Here is a 17,604-nt window from a genome sequence, read left to right as displayed (position 1 = left end):
ATGTACGCAACTAGGACAACCGTCTTTAACGACAAAACCCTCCCTTGACTCAAGGGAGGGTTTTAGTAGAGACTTTCGTGTGTTCTACTTACCAGCTTTTCTTTTTATGACCGGCAACGGCGTAGTAGAGAATGAACAAGTAACAGACGCCCACTACCCAGAAGCCTTGTTGTGGGTGTTCAACAGGGGTTGCCTGCGCGAAGATCAGCGGCAATACAGCGCCCCCCGATATAGCCATGATCAACAAAGCTGACCCAATCTTGGTGAAGCGACCCAGCCCCCGAATACCCATCGGGAAGATAGCAGGCCACATCAGCGCATTCGCCAGCCCCATGGCTGCCATCAAGTAAATGGTGGTGTAACCTTCCGAGAAAATCGACAATGCCGTCAGAATTAGTCCCAGTACGGCTGAGTAGGTCAGCGCTTTTTCCTGGGTAATGAATCGGGGGATAGTAATGATGCCAACTACGTAACCAACCAGCATGGCCGCCATGGTATAGGACGTAAAATGCTTGGCCTCGTCCAGGCTGATGCCCAGATTTCGACCGAATTGGCCAATAGCATCACCGGCAATAACTTCAGCGCCTACGTACAGAAAGAGGGCAACGACACCTAATACGAGGTTAGGAAACTGGAATACGCTGGTCTTAGCCGTGGATTTAGCGGCTGTATCGGGTACCAGGTCGTCGTCCGCTTCTTCCAGATCGGGCAGGGGTGAGAATCGAATCAGGATGGCAACCAGCACCAGAAAGCCAGCCAGCATAACGTAGGGCGTAATAATCCGGGACGCCATTTCGTCCAGAAGAACGTTTCGCTGGGCTTCAGTCGTGATCGAGGCCAGTTGAGACTCTAAGGCGTCAGCGTCGCTCAGAATAACCGCACCCAGAATAACCGGTACCAGAATTCCCGCCGATTTATTACAGATACCCAGAATACTGATCCGCTTAGCCGCGCTTTCAATGGGCCCCAGAATACTGGCGTACGGATTTGTGGCCGTTTGCAACAACGTAATACCCATCGCCTGAATGAACAGACCCAGCAGGAACAGACCAAACGTACGGGTCATAGCTGCCGGAATAAATACCAACGAGCCCAACGCCACAATGAAGAGCCCCACAATCATACCATTTTTGAAGCCTGTTTTCCGCAGGATGGCCGAAGAAGGAATCGCCAGGAACGTAAATGCCATGTAGAATGCCGACGTTACCAGAAATGCCTGCCAGTCTTCTTTCAGATTACAGACAATCTTGAGGAACGGAATCAGGACACCGTTGGTCCAGGTGACGTACCCGAAAGTGAAGAAAAGTACACCGATGATAACCAGTGGACCGGTGTAGTTCGGGCGGACCTGCGTGGGTAAGGAAGTTTCGGTTGGTGTCATGAGCAGTCGACAGCGCGAAAAGTTATATTTTAAATTTTTTTACAAATTAAGAAGAGAAATCGGTTCTTACTATGCTGGACCGTTTAAAATTCGCCGTTAAGTGCGAAGATGGGTTTGTTTGTTTTCCATTTCCCGCGTGTAAAGTCCGGAATGTCAATTGGCTTACTGCCTTGGGCAATACTTTGTTCGGAAAGTGGGCTGATCGCGCTCCAGGCCGCGGCATCATACACGTCCATGGGGACAGGCCCCTTGGCTTTAACGGCTTCGATGAACGCACGCAGCACAAAAAAGTCGATGCCGCCGTGACCACTGTTTTCGGCCTCCTGCGCGTATCGCTTCCAGAGTGGGTGGTCATACTTATCCTGGTACGGAGCGAATGGCTCCCAGGTATGCGGCTTGGGGCTGAGGTGGGTACCGTTGGCATTTTCCAGGTATATCATGTCGTTATCGTCCATCCAGATGCCCTGCGTGCCCTGCGCCCGGAAGCCCAGCGAGTAGGGACGGGGTGAGTTCGTATCGTGGATGATAACGATGTTTTCCCCGTTGGCGCATTCGACCATCGTCGTCACCACATCACCAAGTTTGAAATTGACCTTGGCGTTAGGATGATTGGGGCCGCCTTTGTCGACAACGTATTTGTGCAGGCCCCGACTTTTGGTGGCCATGCTCGTCAGCCGCAAGAACTGATTGCCCCGATTGATATTGAGCCAGTGGGCTACCGGTCCCAGGCCGTGGGTAGGGTAGAGGTCGCCGTTGCGGTCGACGGAGTGCTGGGTGCGCCAGCTGGCTTCCGAGAAGGCACCTTTACCAAATTCGGCCCCGACGCCATGGCCTTTGCCATCGTTGAATTTGATGTTGCGCAGGTCGTGTTCGTAGCCGCAGTGGGCGTAGGTCATCTCGCCGAACATTCCCTGCCGGACCATGTTCAGGATGGCCATCACGTCGCGCCGGTAGCAGACGTTCTCCAGGATCATGCAGGGCATACCCGTTTTTTCCGACGTATCGACCAGATCCCAGGACTCTTTGAGCTTGACCGTGGCGGAGACTTCGACGGCGGCATATTTTCCCGCCTTCATGGTGGCAACGGCCATGGGTACGTGCCACTCCCAGGGCGTAGCGATCACGACGCCGTCCAGATCGTCGCGTTTGAGCATCTGCAAAAAAGCTTCGTCGCCTTTTGTATAGGCTTCGGGCAGAGGGCGACCGGCCTTTTTAATCAATTCGTTGGTGGTGGCAATGCTGGCTGGATCGGTGTCGCAGATAGCTGGAATAACGACATCGTCCCGAAACAGAGCCTGGGCTACGTGGTTACGGCCGCGCAGACCAACGCCGATGAAGCCCAAACGGACTTTGTCGGCGGTCGGTCGGACCTCGACCGATCTTGCATTCAGGATGGATGGAAAAACAGAGGCAGCCGTGCCGGTGAGCGCGGCCGTGCGAATGAACTGGCGTCGGGTTGAGGTCATGATTGAATGTTCTCAAGGCTATTAGCTGTCCAAAGAACGTCGTTTCATGCCACAAATCATACGTTGGCTAATCCTCAAAATGCCCACCACACCGCCTTCGGATTCGACGCTCCTATAACGATGGGCTCGCCAATACGAGGTGTTGTGATGTCGAGGTTTTGGGCTGCTTCTGATTGTAGCAGACGTTTTACGGGTTCATTCCAGGCGTGGTTGGCTAGGGAGAACTTGGCCCAGTGAACGGGTAGCAATGTCTTAGCCCGAAGGTCAAGCGCGGCCTGAGCGGTCTGCTCCGGAAACATGTGAATATTTGGCCAGCCCTCGCCATACTGACCACATTCGAGAATAGCCAGATCGAAGGGGCCGTATTTATCGCCAATTTTTTTGAAGTGCGTGTCGTAGCCCGAATCGCCCCCCAAATACAATTTATAACCGTGCAGATTCAGAACGAAGGAAGTCCAGAGGGTTTTACCTCGGGCCAGGCTGCGTCCCGAAAAATGGCGCGCTGGTGCGGCCGTCAACTCAATATCCGGGGCTACCTGATGCGTGTCCCACCAGTCAAACTCGACAATCCGGTCGGCCGGAATACCCCAGCGCTCCAGGTGAGCGCCAACGCCCAGTCCGGTGTAAAATTTCTTGACCTTGGGAATCAGTTTGACAATGGTTGTATGATCGAGGTGATCGTAGTGATCGTGCGAGAGAACGAGCATATCGATGTCCGGCATGTTGTCAACATCGTACACGTTCGAACCGGGATAGGCACTACCGAAGAATGAGACTGGCGACGCATTACCGCTAAAAACCGGATCGACCAGGATGGTGGTGCCTTTCGATTTGACGAGGTACGACGAATGCCCAAACCAAACTATCGTGGGCTTCTCGTCGGGCAGAGCATTCAAATCCGTTCTGACTGATGGGATCGGAGCGGGCGGAACGTTGTCTTTGGCTTTGTTAAAAAACTCCCGCGCCATCTGTGTGTATGTCACGTTCTCGGCCATGACCGGCGTAGGCGACAGATTCTGAAACGCGCCGTCTTTGTAATTGGGGGAGCGTTTGATACGTTCCAGGCGCTCCCCGGCTGGGTTGGCGCCAAAAGTACTTAATTGCATAACTAAAAAAGCCAGAACGGCCAGTAAAGCAATACTAACAGTGATGGTGGTAAGCAGGCGTTTGAAAACCTTCATGCGCACACAACCCGATCGGTAAACAGCCAGTTCCCCGATTGACGAAGGGCAGCTACCTGGGAAACGACCCAATATCTGGAACCAACCCCGGTAGGTCGGCGTTTTATGGATGACAGCATTAAGGCCGGATTCTGTTCGGCTGCTTAACGGTCCTGAAGCGCGTCCGGTGGGCATGCGCTGACGTCAGCCGGTGTAGTACACAACCTTTGTGCGGACTGGCTGATTGAACTTTTTTCGAGTCTATTTATGAATACTTCTCGGGCCGAGGCCCCACGGGTTGCGGTGTTTCGTAAGGAACATTTCAACGCAGCGCACCGGCTGCATAATCCGAACTGGTCGGATGAAAAAAACACGCGCGTCTACGGCAAGTGTAACAATCCAAATTACCACGGCCACAATTACGAATTAATTGTTCAGGTGACCGGCCCGATTGATCCCGAAACGGGTTATGTTATCGATATGAAGCACCTGGGCGATCTGATCAAAGAACACGTCACGGAGCGCTTCGACCACAAGAACCTGAACCTCGATACGGTTGAATTTGCCGATCTGAATCCTTCCGCCGAGAACATTGCTATTGTCATTTATTCCATCCTACGCGGTCAACTGGATGATCACCTGGATCTTAAAGTAAGATTGTATGAAACTGAACGGAACTTCGTCGAGTATCCCGCCTAACGAGAACCCGTCGAACGGCACGTCGCTTAACGGTACGCATAGTGGTTATTTCTCCGACGAATTAGTTGATGAACTCGGTGACATTCACGCTGCTACGTCCATTGATACGCCCATGCGTCCGGACGCGTTTGCGTTGGATGACGACGCAAAAATAGAGCAGATTGAAGGCCATTTCCGGGCTATTATGGAAACGTTGGGTCTCGACCTGACCGATGATAGTCTGCGTGGATCGCCCCGGCGGGTGGCGAAGATGTACGTTAAGGAGATTTTCCGGGGCCTCAATCCTGAGAATAAACCTGAGCCGACGTTGTTCGATAACAAGTTTCGCTACGACGAAATGCTGGTCGAGAAGGATATTCTGGTCCAGACGTACTGCGAGCACCATTTTGTCCCGATTATTGGTAAGGCGCACGTGGCTTATATCTCCAGCGGCAAGGTTATCGGCCTATCCAAGCTGAACCGCATTGTGGAATATTTCTGCAAACGACCTCAGGTGCAGGAACGCCTAACGGTACAGATCGCGGAAGAACTAAAATCCGTTCTAAAAACCGACGACGTCGCCGTCGTGATTGATGCGAAGCACCTGTGCGTATCGACGCGGGGCGTTCAGGATACTGACTCATCGACGATCACTTCATCTTACAGCGGCAAATTCAAGGAGGACGCAACCCGACAGGAATTCCTGCGTTACGTATCGCAACCGAGCGTGACGATCTAAAAAAGGAGAAAGACTATATCGAGACAATTGCCTGCTCTGATCGGAGCGTAAAAAAAGATAAACACAGAGGCACAGAGAACACAGAGGATAGATGTCGTTGTTCGACAAAATCAACTCTGTGTTCTCTGTGCCTCTGTGTTTGAATCAAGCTTGCTGAGTATTTAAAATGTGGACTGGTACGAAAGTCGTCACGTTAGCCGGTAGCGCGTTTAGTTAAGGCCAAGTGTCAAACAAAAACGTTGTACGTCGGCTTAGTCTGACATCGTCAATACGTCCATATTTCAAGTACATGCAAGGAAAAAATATTCTTATTGTTGGTGCCAGTTCAGGCATCGGTTACGCGCTGGCAAAGTCGCTTCAGGAACAGGGCGCTACGCTTTTTACGGCTGGTCGGCAACAACCCGCAGATAGTCAGTCAACGCACATGACCTGGGATGTTACACAAACGCCCGCTTCTGATGCGCTTAATCAACTGCCTGACGTTCTGCACGGGCTTGTGTATTGTCCCGGTACGATCAACCTGAAGCCATTTCAGCGACTAACGATTGATAGTTACCGGACTGACCTGGAGATTAACGTACTGGGCGCGGTGTCGGCTATCCAGGCGGCTTATGCACCCTTAAAAGCCGCAAAGGGAGCGAGTGTCGTGCTGTTCAGCACGGTGGCTGCTAAGCTGGGCATGGGGCTTCACTCATCGGTGTCGGTGGCAAAATCGGCAGTAGAAGGCTTGACAAAGTCGTTGGCCGCTGAGTTCGCTCCGTTCAAAGTGCGGGTAAATGCCGTTGCCCCATCGCTAACCGATACCCCTTTGGCCGAGTCTGTTGGCTTGCTAGGCGATGACGCCAAACGGGAATCAGCTAACAAACGACACCCACTAAACCGGTACGGTACCCCCGACGATATTGCCAGTATGGCCGCCTATCTGCTTTCCGACCAGGCCTCCTGGATCACCGGACAGATTATTGGCGTCGATGGGGGAATGGGAAGTTTGAAATAGGAAGAGAGAGAAGAGCGGACAGGAACAAGGAATTGATGACGCATCTCTTCTTCCTGTTCCTGTCCGCCCTTTTTCTTTTTCAAAAGGAATAACTTACCCCCAATGAGCCAATGGAGGAGCTGTTGACGGGCCTCAGTTTAGCGTAGGTAGATCGTAGTTCAACCTGATACCCGTTGAGGGCTTTGGTGTAGACCCAGCGGAAATCACCCACGGCCGACCAACGAGACGTAATATGCCAGTTGATACCCAAGCCGGCTGACCAGCCCAGCTCGTCAAGGCCCGCTTCCTGGTTGATAATCAGCGTTTGGGGGTTGGCGTACACCCGGTCGCTTTGTACCATCTCTCCGGATAATAATTTATTGAATACTAATCCTGCTTGTACGTAAGGAACAACTTTTTGTTGGCTTGTTCGAGTAAATGAGTAGCGGAGATTCGGATTCAAAAATAAGGTCTGTTCGCCCAGCCTGTCGACAAGGAGAACCAGTTTAGCGGTCTGATCGAGGTTCCAGCGACCTTCCTGACGAAGCAGGGCCATTGTGAAACTCGCACTCAGTCGACTGCGCCAAGAAAGGCCAATGTCGGCGCCGTAGCCCAGTGTCGACCAGGTCGTCGATGCGGCTGACTTGCTGCCGTCGGATTCCTGAAACCGGAACGAACCGCTCGCCAGAAACAACCGCGGACTGACCGTAACGCTGACGGAGCGCGAAGCCGATAGCAAAGACGTTGTGGGCATATTAGGTTTAACGCACTGGTTATAGTCAACGACGTACCGGCTTAGATCCCGGCGGGACGCCTTTGCCATCGGAGCTGTTAATAACGGACAGTCGGCCAGTAACGTCGTTAGTGTTGTGCCCGGCGCTGCTGCATTGAGGGCCGTAAGCGTCTGGTCCTTTTCCACCAGCAGTAGGTTCGTTCCACCCTTCCGTTCATACTGAAACAGCGACACGTAGCCCGAAACAAGTTGGCGCAGCAGGACATGGCTGCTGTCCCGGACACTTACATTCCGGGATACAAAATGCTCGTCACCGATTCGGATCGCTGTTACATCGACGGGCGCGTAGCTGTTTTTCCCCGACTGATCAAGCAGGATAATCCGCTGTGTTTTATTGATGCGTTTAATCGCCAATTGGCCGCTGCGGGTAGTCCCGTCCCTCAGTCTCAGCTGGCCCGGCGAAAAAATAGCCTGTGCATGAGTTGGTTGCGACAGGCGGACAAAAAGGGAAAGAAAAACAATCGGTAAACGAAATGGTACTAGGTAGGTAAACTTTTTTTTCATTCAGATAAAGTAAAAACAGAAACAAGAAGAGTAGGACCGGGCCGCTGGGAAAAGGAACAAGGGCAAAAAAGCGGCAGACTATTATCTTCACTATTTCTCCTTGTTCCTTTTCCCTTGTTCCCACTCCTCCTTCAATCTACACCATCGTTCCTACGCGCTCTAACAGAGCTTTGGTTTTGCGGATGCCCTCATACTCGTCGACTTTGCTGCCTTCGTATTCGATACCGGCAATGCCTTTGAATCCGCTGTCTTTTACGATTTTTAGGATGCGACTGTAGTCCGTTTCGATACAATTGCCATTCTCATCGAAATCGTAGGTTTTAGCCGATACGCCTTTGGCGAAGGGTAGTAGCTCTTTCGTGCCCTGGTATCGGTCGTATTGCTCCTCGCAGGTCCGGTCGGGACCCGACGCCCGCTTTATGCAGAAATTGCCGAAATCAGGCAGCGTGCCGACATTCTTCATATTCACCTGCTTCATCACGCCCGACAGCCACTGCCCGTTGGATGAATAGCTGCCGTGGTTCTCTACAATGATATTGATGTTCATCGTTTTGGCAAACTCGCCGAGCTTACCCAGTCCATCGACGGCGGCTTTTGATACTTCCTCGGCGGTACCCTTGCCAGCAGCATTCACCCGGATCGTTTTGCAACCCAGGTATTTCGCGCATTCGACCCAGCGGTGGTGGTTGGCAATCGCTTTGTCTTGCTCCGCTTTGTCCGTCGCGCCAAGTTCGCCTTCACCGTCGATCATGATCAGGTGATTGGAGATACCATTGTCCTTACACCGGGTCAGCAAATCGTTCAGATACGTTTTATCCTGGGCTTTGTCCTTGAAGAACTGATTGACGTATTCGACAATGCTGATGTCGAATTCTTTACGGGCGATAGCCGGAAAATCTAGATTAGTGATCTTCTTGGCAAACAGTGCTTTATGCAGCGACCATTCAGCCAGCGAAATATCGAAAAACGGTTTTTTTAGCGGGGCCTCGGCAAAAGCAGCAGGCATCAATGCCAAACCGGCTGCGGCACCGGCGGCCTGCTTCATAAACGAGCGACGGGACGTTGTCATGGAGTAAAGGGTTTAAGAATTCGTTGAAAGACAAATGACCGCTTTCCCATTTGAAAATCCAAGTCGAAACCAGGGAAATGGTACTGGTACGTCGGCTATCACTAAACTGGCTGACCAGAGATGGGAGGTTTATCCGTATTTTGCGTCGACTGTTACCTATTGCTTGCTCTATGATTACCCTCGAAACCATCACTAACGCCCACGAGCGGATTCGGCCTTACATCCACCGCACGGCCGTATTGATCAACCAAACGATCAACCAGCGGGCGGGTGCCGATCTCTATTTCAAGTGTGAGAACTTTCAAAAAATAGGCGCTTTCAAAGCCCGGGGTGGTCTGAACGCGGTGCTACAGGTAGCCGCTAATGAGGAAGGTAGGGCTATAACGACGCATTCGTCGGGGAACCACGCGCAGGCTGTCGCTTTTGCGGCCCGGCAGGTTGGTCTGCCTGCTTATATCGTGATGCCCCGCACGGCGCCCCAGGTGAAGAAAGATGCGGTACGGGGATACGGTGCCCAGATTGTGGAATGCGAGCCTACGCTGGAGGCTAGGGAACAGGGCGTTCGTGACCTGATTGAACAAACCGGAGCCGTACTGGTCCATCCGTTCGATGATGACCGGGTTATTGCCGGGCAGGCGACCGCTGCCAAAGAATTGATCGAAGACTACGGGCAGGAAACACCCTTCGACGTTATCCTGACGCCCGTTGGCGGGGGAGGGCTTCTGAGCGGAACAAGTCTGATTACTCACTATTTATCGCCCGAAACTCGTGTTATTGCGGGTGAACCCGAAGGGGCCGCCGATGCCGTTCTGTCGTTCAAAAGCGGTAAAGTAGAGAAAGCGCCATACATCAATACCATTGCCGATGGCCTGATGACGAGCTTGAGCGAACGGACGCTGGCCATTATCCGTGAACACGTAACGGACGTATTGACCGTTTCCGACGCAGCGATTGTCGCGGCCATGCGGCTGGTCTGGGAGCGGATGAAGATCGTGATCGAACCATCTTGCGCTGTACCACTGGCCGTCGTGCTAAAACACAAAGATCAGTTTACTGGTCAGAAAATTGGCGTTGTTCTGACAGGAGGAAACGTCGATCTGGGAAAACTACCCTTCTAATTCCATGATAAACGTTAAACCGATCACGCCTGAGCAGACCTACGCATTACGTCATAGTGTGCTCTGGCCGGACAAACCGCTCGACTACGTAAAAATAGATGATGACACCAGCGGATACCACTACGGCGCTTTCCAGAACGACGAACTGATAGCGGTCATCTCGCTTTTTCTTGAGGAAAAAACAGACGCAGGTCGTCTGGCGCGGTTCCGGAAGTTTGCGGCTCGCCCGGATTGTCAGCGTCAGGGGATTGGAACGCAACTGCTGAATTATGTCATTGCCGAGGCCCGGCGTTTGGGAGCCAAGGGACTCTGGTGCGATGCCCGGCTTGATGCCGCCGATTTCTACCGCCGATTCGGTATGAAGCCCGTAAGCGAGGTGTTTTACAAAGGGCCAATCGCCTACGCTACATTTTCGATGCCCCTGTGATTGGTCGAGGGCAAATGCGTTACCAGCGAATTGTAACCAAAGAGTTAACTACGTAGTTGAGTAAAGGTACCTGATAGTAGGTGTCACTGCTCAACAAAACAGAACGTAGTATCAATGAAAACATCAGCAATACTAGCACTCGGGCTAGCGACCAGCCTCTTAGCCTGTAGTCAAAAGAAAGAAACCGAAGGAACCGGCGCAGTAGTTGAAACCGAAGTAAAAGAGCTCAACTTACCGGCACCTTACGAAACTAAATCAACCATTCACTACAGCAACGTAGTTAACTGGCCCGATGGAAAAACACCACAGGCCCCGGCTGGATTTACCGTTACCGAATTTGCCCGAGACCTAACCAGCCCGCGCTGGATATACGTAGCCCCCAACGGTGACATTTTCGTGGCTGAAGCTAATACCGAACGAAAGGGCGTCAAGAAAAAAGTTACGTCGATTGTAAGTGGTCAGAATAAGTCGGAGCATACCGGAGAAAGCCCTAATCGAATCACTATTTTCCGGGATACCAACAAAGATGGCAAACCCGATACGCGTGAGGTATTTCTGGAAGGGTTGAACCAGCCGTTCGGAATGTTAGTGCTGGGTAATAGTTTTTACGTAGCGAACACGGATGGGCTACTTCAATATCCCTATCAAGCTGGTCAGATGAAAATGACAGCTACTGGTAAGAAAATACTGGATCTGCCAGCGGGTGGTTATAACAACCACTGGACGCGCAACCTACTGGCTAGTCCGGATGGTAAGAAAATTTACGTGTCCGTCGGGTCAGGCAGTAACGTAGGCGAACACGGCGAATCCAACGAGGTGCGCCGGGCGAACATCCTGGAAATCAATCCGGATGGCAGTGGCGAGAAAATCTACGCCAGCGGTCTCCGTAATCCAGTTGGAATGGACTGGCAGCCAGCGACCAATACCTTATATACGGCCGTAAACGAACGCGATGAACTGGGTGATGAATTGGTGCCCGACTACCTGACCAGCGTAAAAGAAGGTGGTTTCTATGGGTGGCCTTATTCGTACTTCGGTCAGAATGTCGATCCGCGCCGGAAAGGAGAGCATCCTGAATTGGTGCAGAAAGCTATTGTACCAGACGTTCCACTGGGATCGCACACGGCCTCGCTGGGCCTGACTTTTTATGATGGCGATCAATTCCCAACCAAATACAAGAATGGTGCGTTCGTTGGCCAGCATGGCTCCTGGAACCGGTCGACGTTCTCGGGGTATAAAGTGGTGTTTGTTCCTTTCGAAAACGGAAAGCCTGGTAAACCCGAAGATTTCCTGACCGGATTTATTACTGGCAAAGACAAAGACGTGTATGGCCGCCCCGTGGGCGTAACGGTGGCTCCCGATGGCGCGTTACTCGTCGCCGACGATGCGTCCGACCGTGTTTGGCGCATTGCTGCTACCAAATAGACTGGCTAAATTCCCCTTTACGAAAAAGGCGTTTCCATCATGGAAGCGCCTTTTTCGTGTTGAAACTGTTTGGCTAGAACTGGTAGAATAGCCGAACCCGGGCACCCACGTTGACTGTATTTAATGTATTTGGGTTAGGGACTTGAACAAGCTGTGTGGTAGCCAGCGGCCCCGCCTGAGCCACCCAGTGTTTTTTTTGCCACTCAATCGCTGCACCAAAAGTCAGGTTGTTGAAAACATCGTATGGGCGGTTACGGCTCGACTCAACCCGAACGATATCTGTGCCACCAAAAACTTTTGCGATCCGGTCAAAAGACAGACGTTCTTCATTCGAAAGTGTCAGATTTGTTCCCACTGTCGGCAAAACCGTAAACGACTTGGCGAGTGGAATCCGGTAACCGATCTGCAGTGGAATCTGTTGTTGCTCCCGTTGCAGGCGGATGTTCGCAATGAACTGGGCAGGGTCAGCTTTAGGGTCAATCACTTTATTGAATTCCTTCCGGAACGGCTGCGGATTCTTCATATTAAAATCCTTTTCCGACTGGAAATCGCCGTCGGAACAAATCGACTGGCCGTAGCCAACACCCAGAGTCCAGTGTTTTCCCAGGATAAGCTCGCCCGTAATGGCGGTACTTCTGGCACGAGTCGTCAAGTCCCCGCCAACACCGAGTCGAAAACGCGGGGCAAGGCTGGCTACTGACTGGCTGGCTGGGGCTTGGGTACCATTGATCGTTACCGTTCGGGCTGGCCGCATCCGGCGGGTTGCTTTACGTAACAGCATGGTATTCCAGTCCGTATCGGTTAGCTGTAACGGCTGATTGGCCAACTGATCGAAGTTAGCCGCGATGGTTGATTCGCCGGCATTGGCTGACTCAGTAGGTTCAGCGGGTGCATTGTTTGGTGTACCCATTGCCCCGTTGCTACTAGCCAAAGATTCAGGGTAAGTTCCATTACCTGCGTTTTGCCCCGTTCTGTCCGCTATTGTGCCAGTTCGGTCACGCTGATTCCTGCTCCCCGACGTACCAGTTCTGAACCCTTCGGACGGCGTTACGTTCGTGCCTGATTGGGCAAGATCCGATCGAATCCTTCCTGAAGCGGATGTTGCTGACCGATTCGACTGGTTAATCGGTCGCTCGTTCGCTGCCTGGCCAGAACGGTCAATCAGCAGTTGTCCATCTGTACCGTTCGTCGTTTTCGTTTCCGGTGAGATTGGAGTAGACGGGAGCCCAGTAGCTCCGGATGGAGCGCGACGTTGAGCAATACGGCCTTCGGAATCCGTAACCGAGAGTCCTTGGCGATCGGGCTCATTGGATGGCGATGAGTTGGCCCACTGTCCGTTTCCTTCCGGTTGGTCGAAATTAGACGACACTTTAGCCGGGACGGGAATATACCTGGTGATGTACACCGTATCGGTCTGATGGATAATTGCTGGCGTAGTCGACGGGTCGGCGGGACGGACCGAAGACAGCTGGGGAGCATCTGGTTTTGCCGGGCTTAACGCCTGAACCGTTTGGCGCAACGTGGCAATCTCAGCCCGTTGCCAGGCTGCCACGGCCACTAGCGCGGCCACACTAGCTGCTGCTGTGAGCGGAACCCAGGGACGCGCAAACCAACTTCGGCTGGCCGGGTGCTGGACAACGGTTGATGAGGACGGGGCTCCCTGCTGAAGGGCCGCCTGCATCCTGGTCCAGTCGTTTTCGGTAAACTCCGGCCGAATACTTTCCAGTTTACGCCGGATAATATCGGTGAAGCGATCAGTTTTCATGATAAGGAATAGAGGCCGCTGGGCCTGACTTGACATGGAACGGGTACGCCTGCTTGATTAGCTGTTGCAGCTTCTGGCGGGCGCGTGAATAATTAGAGCGAACAGTTGCTTCATTATGATTCAGCAGTTCGGCAATTTCGTGGAGGCTGTAGCCATCGACAACGTGCATCATAAACACCGTACGGTGCGTAGGATTTAGCTTTTGAACCAAGGCCAGGATTTCATCGGCCGCAATCTGATCAACGACATCATTATCGAGCGCTACCTGCTCGCCTGATTCAAGGGAGGACTGCTGTTCGTAACGATTATTCCGACGGTAGTGACTGATGGCCGTGTTAACCAGAATCGTTCGCAGCCAGGCCTTGAATGGTAAAGCTTCGTTGTAGCTGTCCAGGTGCTGAAAAGCTTTTAGAAACCCTTCGTTTAATACGTCTTCGGCTTCTTCAACGCTGGACGTGTAGCGCAAACAGATGCTCTTGGCGTACCCGAAAAACTGCTTGAATAAAATGCGCTGTGCACGGGGATCGTTGGCACGGCAAGCCTGGATGACACCCGGAAGGTCATTGTCAGAGAAGGATGACGATTTCCTGAAGAACAAAGTTATGTCAAATTAGCGTGAGCACATGCTTGATAATCCCAATACGCACCCAACGCCAAAAGCGTTGCAAATCAATAGTCTATCGGACATTTTTTTTACGCTGCCACGTTTGTGCACCCAAAGACGTACTGACAGTAGACGGACCTGAATCGTGCCGTTACGTGAGGATGAATATACTGATACTTGGTGATGCGCATACGTATGGCTATGGCCTGTCGGCTGGTCAGTTAAGTTATATTGGTCATTTTATCCGACAGATTAGTCAGAACGGCCCCGCTGTCTCGGTTGGAGCCTACGCGCATTTAACTATTCCGCAAGCTATATCGACGTTATCCCGGTTGCCACTCAACCAGTATGACCTGATTATTATCCAGCCCAATCAGCATTGGTTGACGGCCTCGACGGATGTTTCCGTTCGCTGGTCGTCGAAACCCGAGCCGTTAAGTCCGTCGCTGCTCTGGCCACTTCGGACGGATCAGGCGGCTGTTCCCGGTCCAACTACCAGAAACCGGCTGTGGTCCTTAGTACAAATGACAGGCTGGCGGATGAAGCAATGGCTTGGCCTGGCCAGACCGCCGAAAGCGCTGATGGAGTTGTTACGTCTGTTGAGTCCTTACCGGCATAACGTGCTCCTGGTGACGCCTTTTGCGCACCTGGATCCCCGCTGCCACACACAACGCCAGCAGTGCCGGGAAATGCTCCAGCAGGAAGGCCAGAAACAACTATTTAGTGTGTTTGACTCGCACCTGATCGTAGCGCCCCGCGAAGAATACTTTCAGGCCAATAGCCATACGTTTTTAAACAACATTAGCCACGAATTGGTCGGGCGGGCTTTGTTTGACTTTTACCAATCGGCCCCAACGATTGTTACCGTGCAAGCCATCAAACGGGAATAAACTGGCAGCATATATAAGCATGAGCCATGCCAAATTTTGTGTCTGGAAGTGAACGAAGATAGGCTGGGGTGATCCATATTGGAATAATCTTACATACTCATCTGTTAGTGGCAAAAGAGATCCGGGTCGCCGTTGCGGTTACTTATTGAGATAGCTGTCTCCGACGGATCGAAGTACCAAAGCACAGTTCGACAGAAGAACCTTCATCAATCTTCCTGAATGGACGTCTCATGAGACTACTTTTTATGCCAGAGGCTATCAATCAAATTCCATAGATCTCATATATTGTGCTAGTAGTTATCATAACACTGATTATGAAACAGATTTCGAAGAGCACAATCGTTGTTCTATTCTGTCTTGGTATGTGCTCACATGCTTGTGTCACGTCTAAAATCAAGCCCCTGGCTGAAGTAGGCGGTAGCCTACAGACGGATAGCCTATCAGTAAGAATTTTTCTGCTGGAACGAGATATTCCCAAAGATATTGAGCAGTTAGGCGTGGTTTCGTTATCGACACTCGATCAAAGACCGAGTCTGAATACTGATCAGCAAGTGAAACGACAATTGCAAACGAATTGCCAGCGATTAGGAGCTAATGGTGCCTATCGAATTAATGATGGTACATATTCTCCTGGTATAGTGAGTTATTTAGTCTTCAAGTACAAGAAATAACTACCTAACATAATTGCACTTATACAACAGCTTTCTGTCAAAATGTTAAAAGACTTTAATCCCGGCTGATCTTGCTTTTCTAGCCCTAACTTGCTACCAACAAAACAGCATACGATTATGAAAAGGCTTTTACTGTTGGTAGGTTTTTTAGGGCCTTTTTTCGGGTTCTCTCAGTCGCCCAATGATCAAAAACAGAGTCAATTATTAGGTCAAGGTCATCTAAGCGCAGGTATCAATGTAGGGGGTGCTTTTGGGCCCATCTCCAGTGGAGATACAAAGTATTTTACTCCCCGTATTCAATATTTTCTCAAAGACGGCTGGTCAATTGCTCTAGAGGGTCGTCACAATGTAAACGGTAGCTTTTCCCGCTATACAGGCCTTGGTCTATCAAGTCGTTACTATTTTGTTCGTGACAGGCGGTTAGCCTTGTTTGGTCAGGTAGGAGCCAGCCTTGGTCAAAGTAAATTCTCTGGTCAAGCCTTAGGGGCCGCCGTTCAATATCTACCAGCCACCACTTACAATTATGAGCGAAACACAGCTTGGCAAACATCCGCCGGATTAGGTGTCCACTTCCGAATCGCAAAACGTTGGGCTTTAGAAGGGATTGGCGAACGAGCTTGGACCGAACTTACTAAAACACTATCCTATCAAAGATGGCAGGGCAGTGTTGGTCTTAATTTTCTCATAAAATAGACTTATCCCTTGTTCTCTAGTAAGATCATCATTCACACAATGTGTGAATAATCTCTTTACATAAAAATAGTTATACAACTACCCTTGAAAAAGTATAAATTTTAAATAGTACCAGTCATTAGATTATTTCAAAATATATCGATTCTGTTTAGTTTGTTTTTGATATGTTTGGCTCACGTATAAACTTATTGAAAACAATGATGAAGCTTTTCTTGACTCTATGTCTAACCGGTTTACTGCTTACCTCGACACTCTTCGCTCAAGACGCTCCCAATCGAGAAATCGGTTTGAGAATCAGCGATTTAAGTAGCTTTGGATTAGTCTACAAAAAGCAGATCAGTGAAAATACCTACCGACGGTATAGATTGGCTTTTGGCAACTTGAGCGCCAATTTTATTCAGAACAACACTCTAATTGGCTTTTCGGTAGGTGGAGCTGCCGGAAAAGAGAAGCGTAGGACTATTAGTGACAAACTCCAGTTTATTTACGGTACTGAACTGATTGCCAGTCTTAGCTTGAACTCCTCTAACACGGGTACCTTGACAATTAGCGACGGTAATGGAGGTAGTACTACCTACAAGGGCTCAAGTTTGCTCATTGTAACGCCTTCTATAGGAGTAGGCTTTGTCTTAGGTGCACAGTATAACCTAAACCCAAGGTGGTATGTAAGCGCTGAATTGATCCCCTCCATAACGGCTAGTGGTTCATTCGGTAGTGGAGCGGCTCTATACAGTTTTCAAGCAGGCTTTAACTCGTCAAGTGCTGGCATTACGGGTGCCTACCGATTTTAGACTTTTCGACAAAAGTACCTTTAGAGTGTGTTGGGGAATTAGCTTTGGCAATACGCGTCGATACGCTGTAGCATAATCTGAATGTTGGCTAAGTACAGCCAACTAACCGAAGATGATACCGCAACGGCGGACCGTGGTATACTCATAGTCTTTGGTCACCCGTCGAAAGAAATTTGTCCAAGCAATACTCCGCTCAACAACCCATCGTTTGGCAACTGGCACGAAACCACGTGCCGATGCGGGGCGGGACGCTTTCTCAAAATCGATGCTCCACTGGGCTAACGCCACTTTGAAGGCCCCGTTATAGTCGGACGGCCGATGCCGCTTGGTCACCTACTACCTTCGATAGGCGCTCTCCGCAACGCCACAATAAGCTCCTTACTAAATCCTGCACCCAACGAGCCATCAGCTTGATGAGCCGCGGCCACGTCGGCTATCCATAGCCGCCCTTGTG

At 51.0% G+C, this 17,604-nt stretch carries 18 protein-coding genes; 10 read left to right on the top strand and 8 right to left on the bottom strand.

The annotated features are described in order from the left end of the window. Positions 1–88: 88 nt before the first annotated feature. From ACYVAD_RS25430 to ACYVAD_RS25420, 3 genes are all read right to left on the bottom strand, one after another. A complete protein-coding gene (locus tag ACYVAD_RS25430; protein WP_461142370.1) occupies positions 89–1,381 on the bottom strand; it encodes a sugar MFS transporter in 1,293 nt (430 codons plus the stop codon). Between the two features lie 83 nt (positions 1,382–1,464). After that, positions 1,465–2,850, bottom strand: coding sequence for a Gfo/Idh/MocA family protein (locus ACYVAD_RS25425; RefSeq protein WP_461142469.1), 1,386 nt, complete (start codon positions 2,848–2,850; stop codon positions 1,465–1,467). A 71-nt stretch (positions 2,851–2,921) separates the two neighbouring features. Continuing rightward, the gene (locus ACYVAD_RS25420) at positions 2,922–4,202 is read right to left on the bottom strand and encodes an MBL fold metallo-hydrolase (RefSeq protein ID WP_461142369.1); all 1,281 of its coding nucleotides are present in this window, start codon (positions 4,200–4,202) and stop codon (positions 2,922–2,924) included. 72 nt (positions 4,203–4,274) lie between these two features. Here ACYVAD_RS25420 and ACYVAD_RS25415 point away from each other — a divergent pair, with 72 nt between their 5' ends. The 3 genes from ACYVAD_RS25415 to ACYVAD_RS25405 all read left to right on the top strand — a co-directional run bounded on the left by ACYVAD_RS25415 (position 4,275) and on the right by ACYVAD_RS25405 (position 6,421). Then, positions 4,275–4,706, top strand: a complete 432-nt coding sequence (locus ACYVAD_RS25415) for a 6-pyruvoyl trahydropterin synthase family protein (protein ID WP_461142368.1) — start codon at positions 4,275–4,277, stop codon at positions 4,704–4,706. Beyond that, a complete protein-coding gene (folE, locus tag ACYVAD_RS25410; RefSeq protein WP_461142367.1) occupies positions 4,669–5,424 on the top strand; it encodes a GTP cyclohydrolase I FolE in 756 nt (251 codons plus the stop codon). Before ACYVAD_RS25415 ends, folE begins: the two co-directional genes overlap by 38 nt. Before the next feature lie 289 nt (positions 5,425–5,713). After that, positions 5,714–6,421, top strand: a complete 708-nt coding sequence (locus tag ACYVAD_RS25405; protein ID WP_461142366.1) for an SDR family NAD(P)-dependent oxidoreductase — start codon at positions 5,714–5,716, stop codon at positions 6,419–6,421. A gap of 79 nt (positions 6,422–6,500) precedes the next feature. On the opposite strand, the gene ACYVAD_RS25400 is transcribed toward ACYVAD_RS25405, so the two are convergent. Both ACYVAD_RS25400 and ACYVAD_RS25395 read right to left on the bottom strand, forming a co-directional pair. After that, positions 6,501–7,697: a hypothetical protein gene (locus ACYVAD_RS25400; protein WP_461142365.1), complete on the bottom strand. Its 1,197-nt coding sequence runs from the start codon at positions 7,695–7,697 to the stop codon at positions 6,501–6,503. A 136-nt stretch (positions 7,698–7,833) separates the two neighbouring features. Then, positions 7,834–8,766 (bottom strand): sugar phosphate isomerase/epimerase family protein, encoded by a 933-nt coding sequence (locus ACYVAD_RS25395; RefSeq protein WP_461142364.1) that lies wholly within the window; start codon positions 8,764–8,766, stop codon positions 7,834–7,836. A gap of 170 nt (positions 8,767–8,936) precedes the next feature. Here ACYVAD_RS25395 and ACYVAD_RS25390 point away from each other — a divergent pair, with 170 nt between their 5' ends. The 3 genes from ACYVAD_RS25390 (at position 8,937) to ACYVAD_RS25380 (ending at position 11,736) form a co-directional block, all read left to right on the top strand. Continuing rightward, the gene (locus ACYVAD_RS25390; protein WP_461142363.1) at positions 8,937–9,884 is read left to right on the top strand and encodes a threonine ammonia-lyase; all 948 of its coding nucleotides are present in this window, start codon (positions 8,937–8,939) and stop codon (positions 9,882–9,884) included. 4 nt (positions 9,885–9,888) lie between these two features. After that, the gene (locus tag ACYVAD_RS25385; protein WP_461142362.1) at positions 9,889–10,311 is read left to right on the top strand and encodes a GNAT family N-acetyltransferase; all 423 of its coding nucleotides are present in this window, start codon (positions 9,889–9,891) and stop codon (positions 10,309–10,311) included. A 114-nt stretch (positions 10,312–10,425) separates the two neighbouring features. Next, complete coding sequence (locus tag ACYVAD_RS25380; RefSeq protein ID WP_461142361.1) at positions 10,426–11,736, top strand: PQQ-dependent sugar dehydrogenase; 1,311 nt, start codon at positions 10,426–10,428, stop codon at positions 11,734–11,736. Between the two features lie 73 nt (positions 11,737–11,809). Here ACYVAD_RS25380 and ACYVAD_RS25375 read toward each other — a convergent pair whose 3' ends face one another. Next, entirely contained in the window at positions 11,810–13,501 is a 1,692-nt protein-coding gene (locus tag ACYVAD_RS25375; RefSeq protein WP_461142360.1) for a hypothetical protein, read from the bottom strand. After that, the gene (locus ACYVAD_RS25370) at positions 13,491–14,099 is read right to left on the bottom strand and encodes an RNA polymerase sigma factor (protein WP_461142359.1); all 609 of its coding nucleotides are present in this window, start codon (positions 14,097–14,099) and stop codon (positions 13,491–13,493) included. Before ACYVAD_RS25370 ends, ACYVAD_RS25375 begins: the two co-directional genes overlap by 11 nt. 167 nt (positions 14,100–14,266) lie before the next feature. Between ACYVAD_RS25370 and ACYVAD_RS25365 the strand changes: the two genes are divergently transcribed. The 4 genes from ACYVAD_RS25365 (at position 14,267) to ACYVAD_RS25350 (ending at position 17,150) form a co-directional block, all read left to right on the top strand. Beyond that, complete coding sequence (locus ACYVAD_RS25365; RefSeq protein WP_461142358.1) at positions 14,267–14,995, top strand: SGNH/GDSL hydrolase family protein; 729 nt, start codon at positions 14,267–14,269, stop codon at positions 14,993–14,995. A 314-nt stretch (positions 14,996–15,309) separates the two neighbouring features. Further along, positions 15,310–15,666 carry a hypothetical protein gene (locus ACYVAD_RS25360; protein WP_461142357.1) on the top strand — a complete coding sequence of 119 codons (357 nt, stop codon included), beginning with the start codon at positions 15,310–15,312 and terminating at the stop codon, positions 15,664–15,666. 117 nt (positions 15,667–15,783) lie between these two features. Next, positions 15,784–16,359 (top strand): porin family protein, encoded by a 576-nt coding sequence (locus ACYVAD_RS25355; protein WP_461142356.1) that lies wholly within the window; start codon positions 15,784–15,786, stop codon positions 16,357–16,359. Between the two features lie 197 nt (positions 16,360–16,556). Then, a complete protein-coding gene (locus tag ACYVAD_RS25350) occupies positions 16,557–17,150 on the top strand; it encodes a hypothetical protein (protein ID WP_461142355.1) in 594 nt (197 codons plus the stop codon). Between the two features lie 102 nt (positions 17,151–17,252). Here ACYVAD_RS25350 and ACYVAD_RS25345 read toward each other — a convergent pair whose 3' ends face one another. Further along, entirely contained in the window at positions 17,253–17,483 is a 231-nt protein-coding gene (locus tag ACYVAD_RS25345) for a hypothetical protein (RefSeq protein ID WP_461142354.1), read from the bottom strand. Positions 17,484–17,604: the final 121 nt, after the last annotated feature.

The sequence above is a fragment of the Spirosoma pomorum genome, from assembly GCF_054776615.1.
Note: the sequence above shows the minus strand (reverse complement) of the source record. Positions and strands in the feature narration are given on the sequence as shown.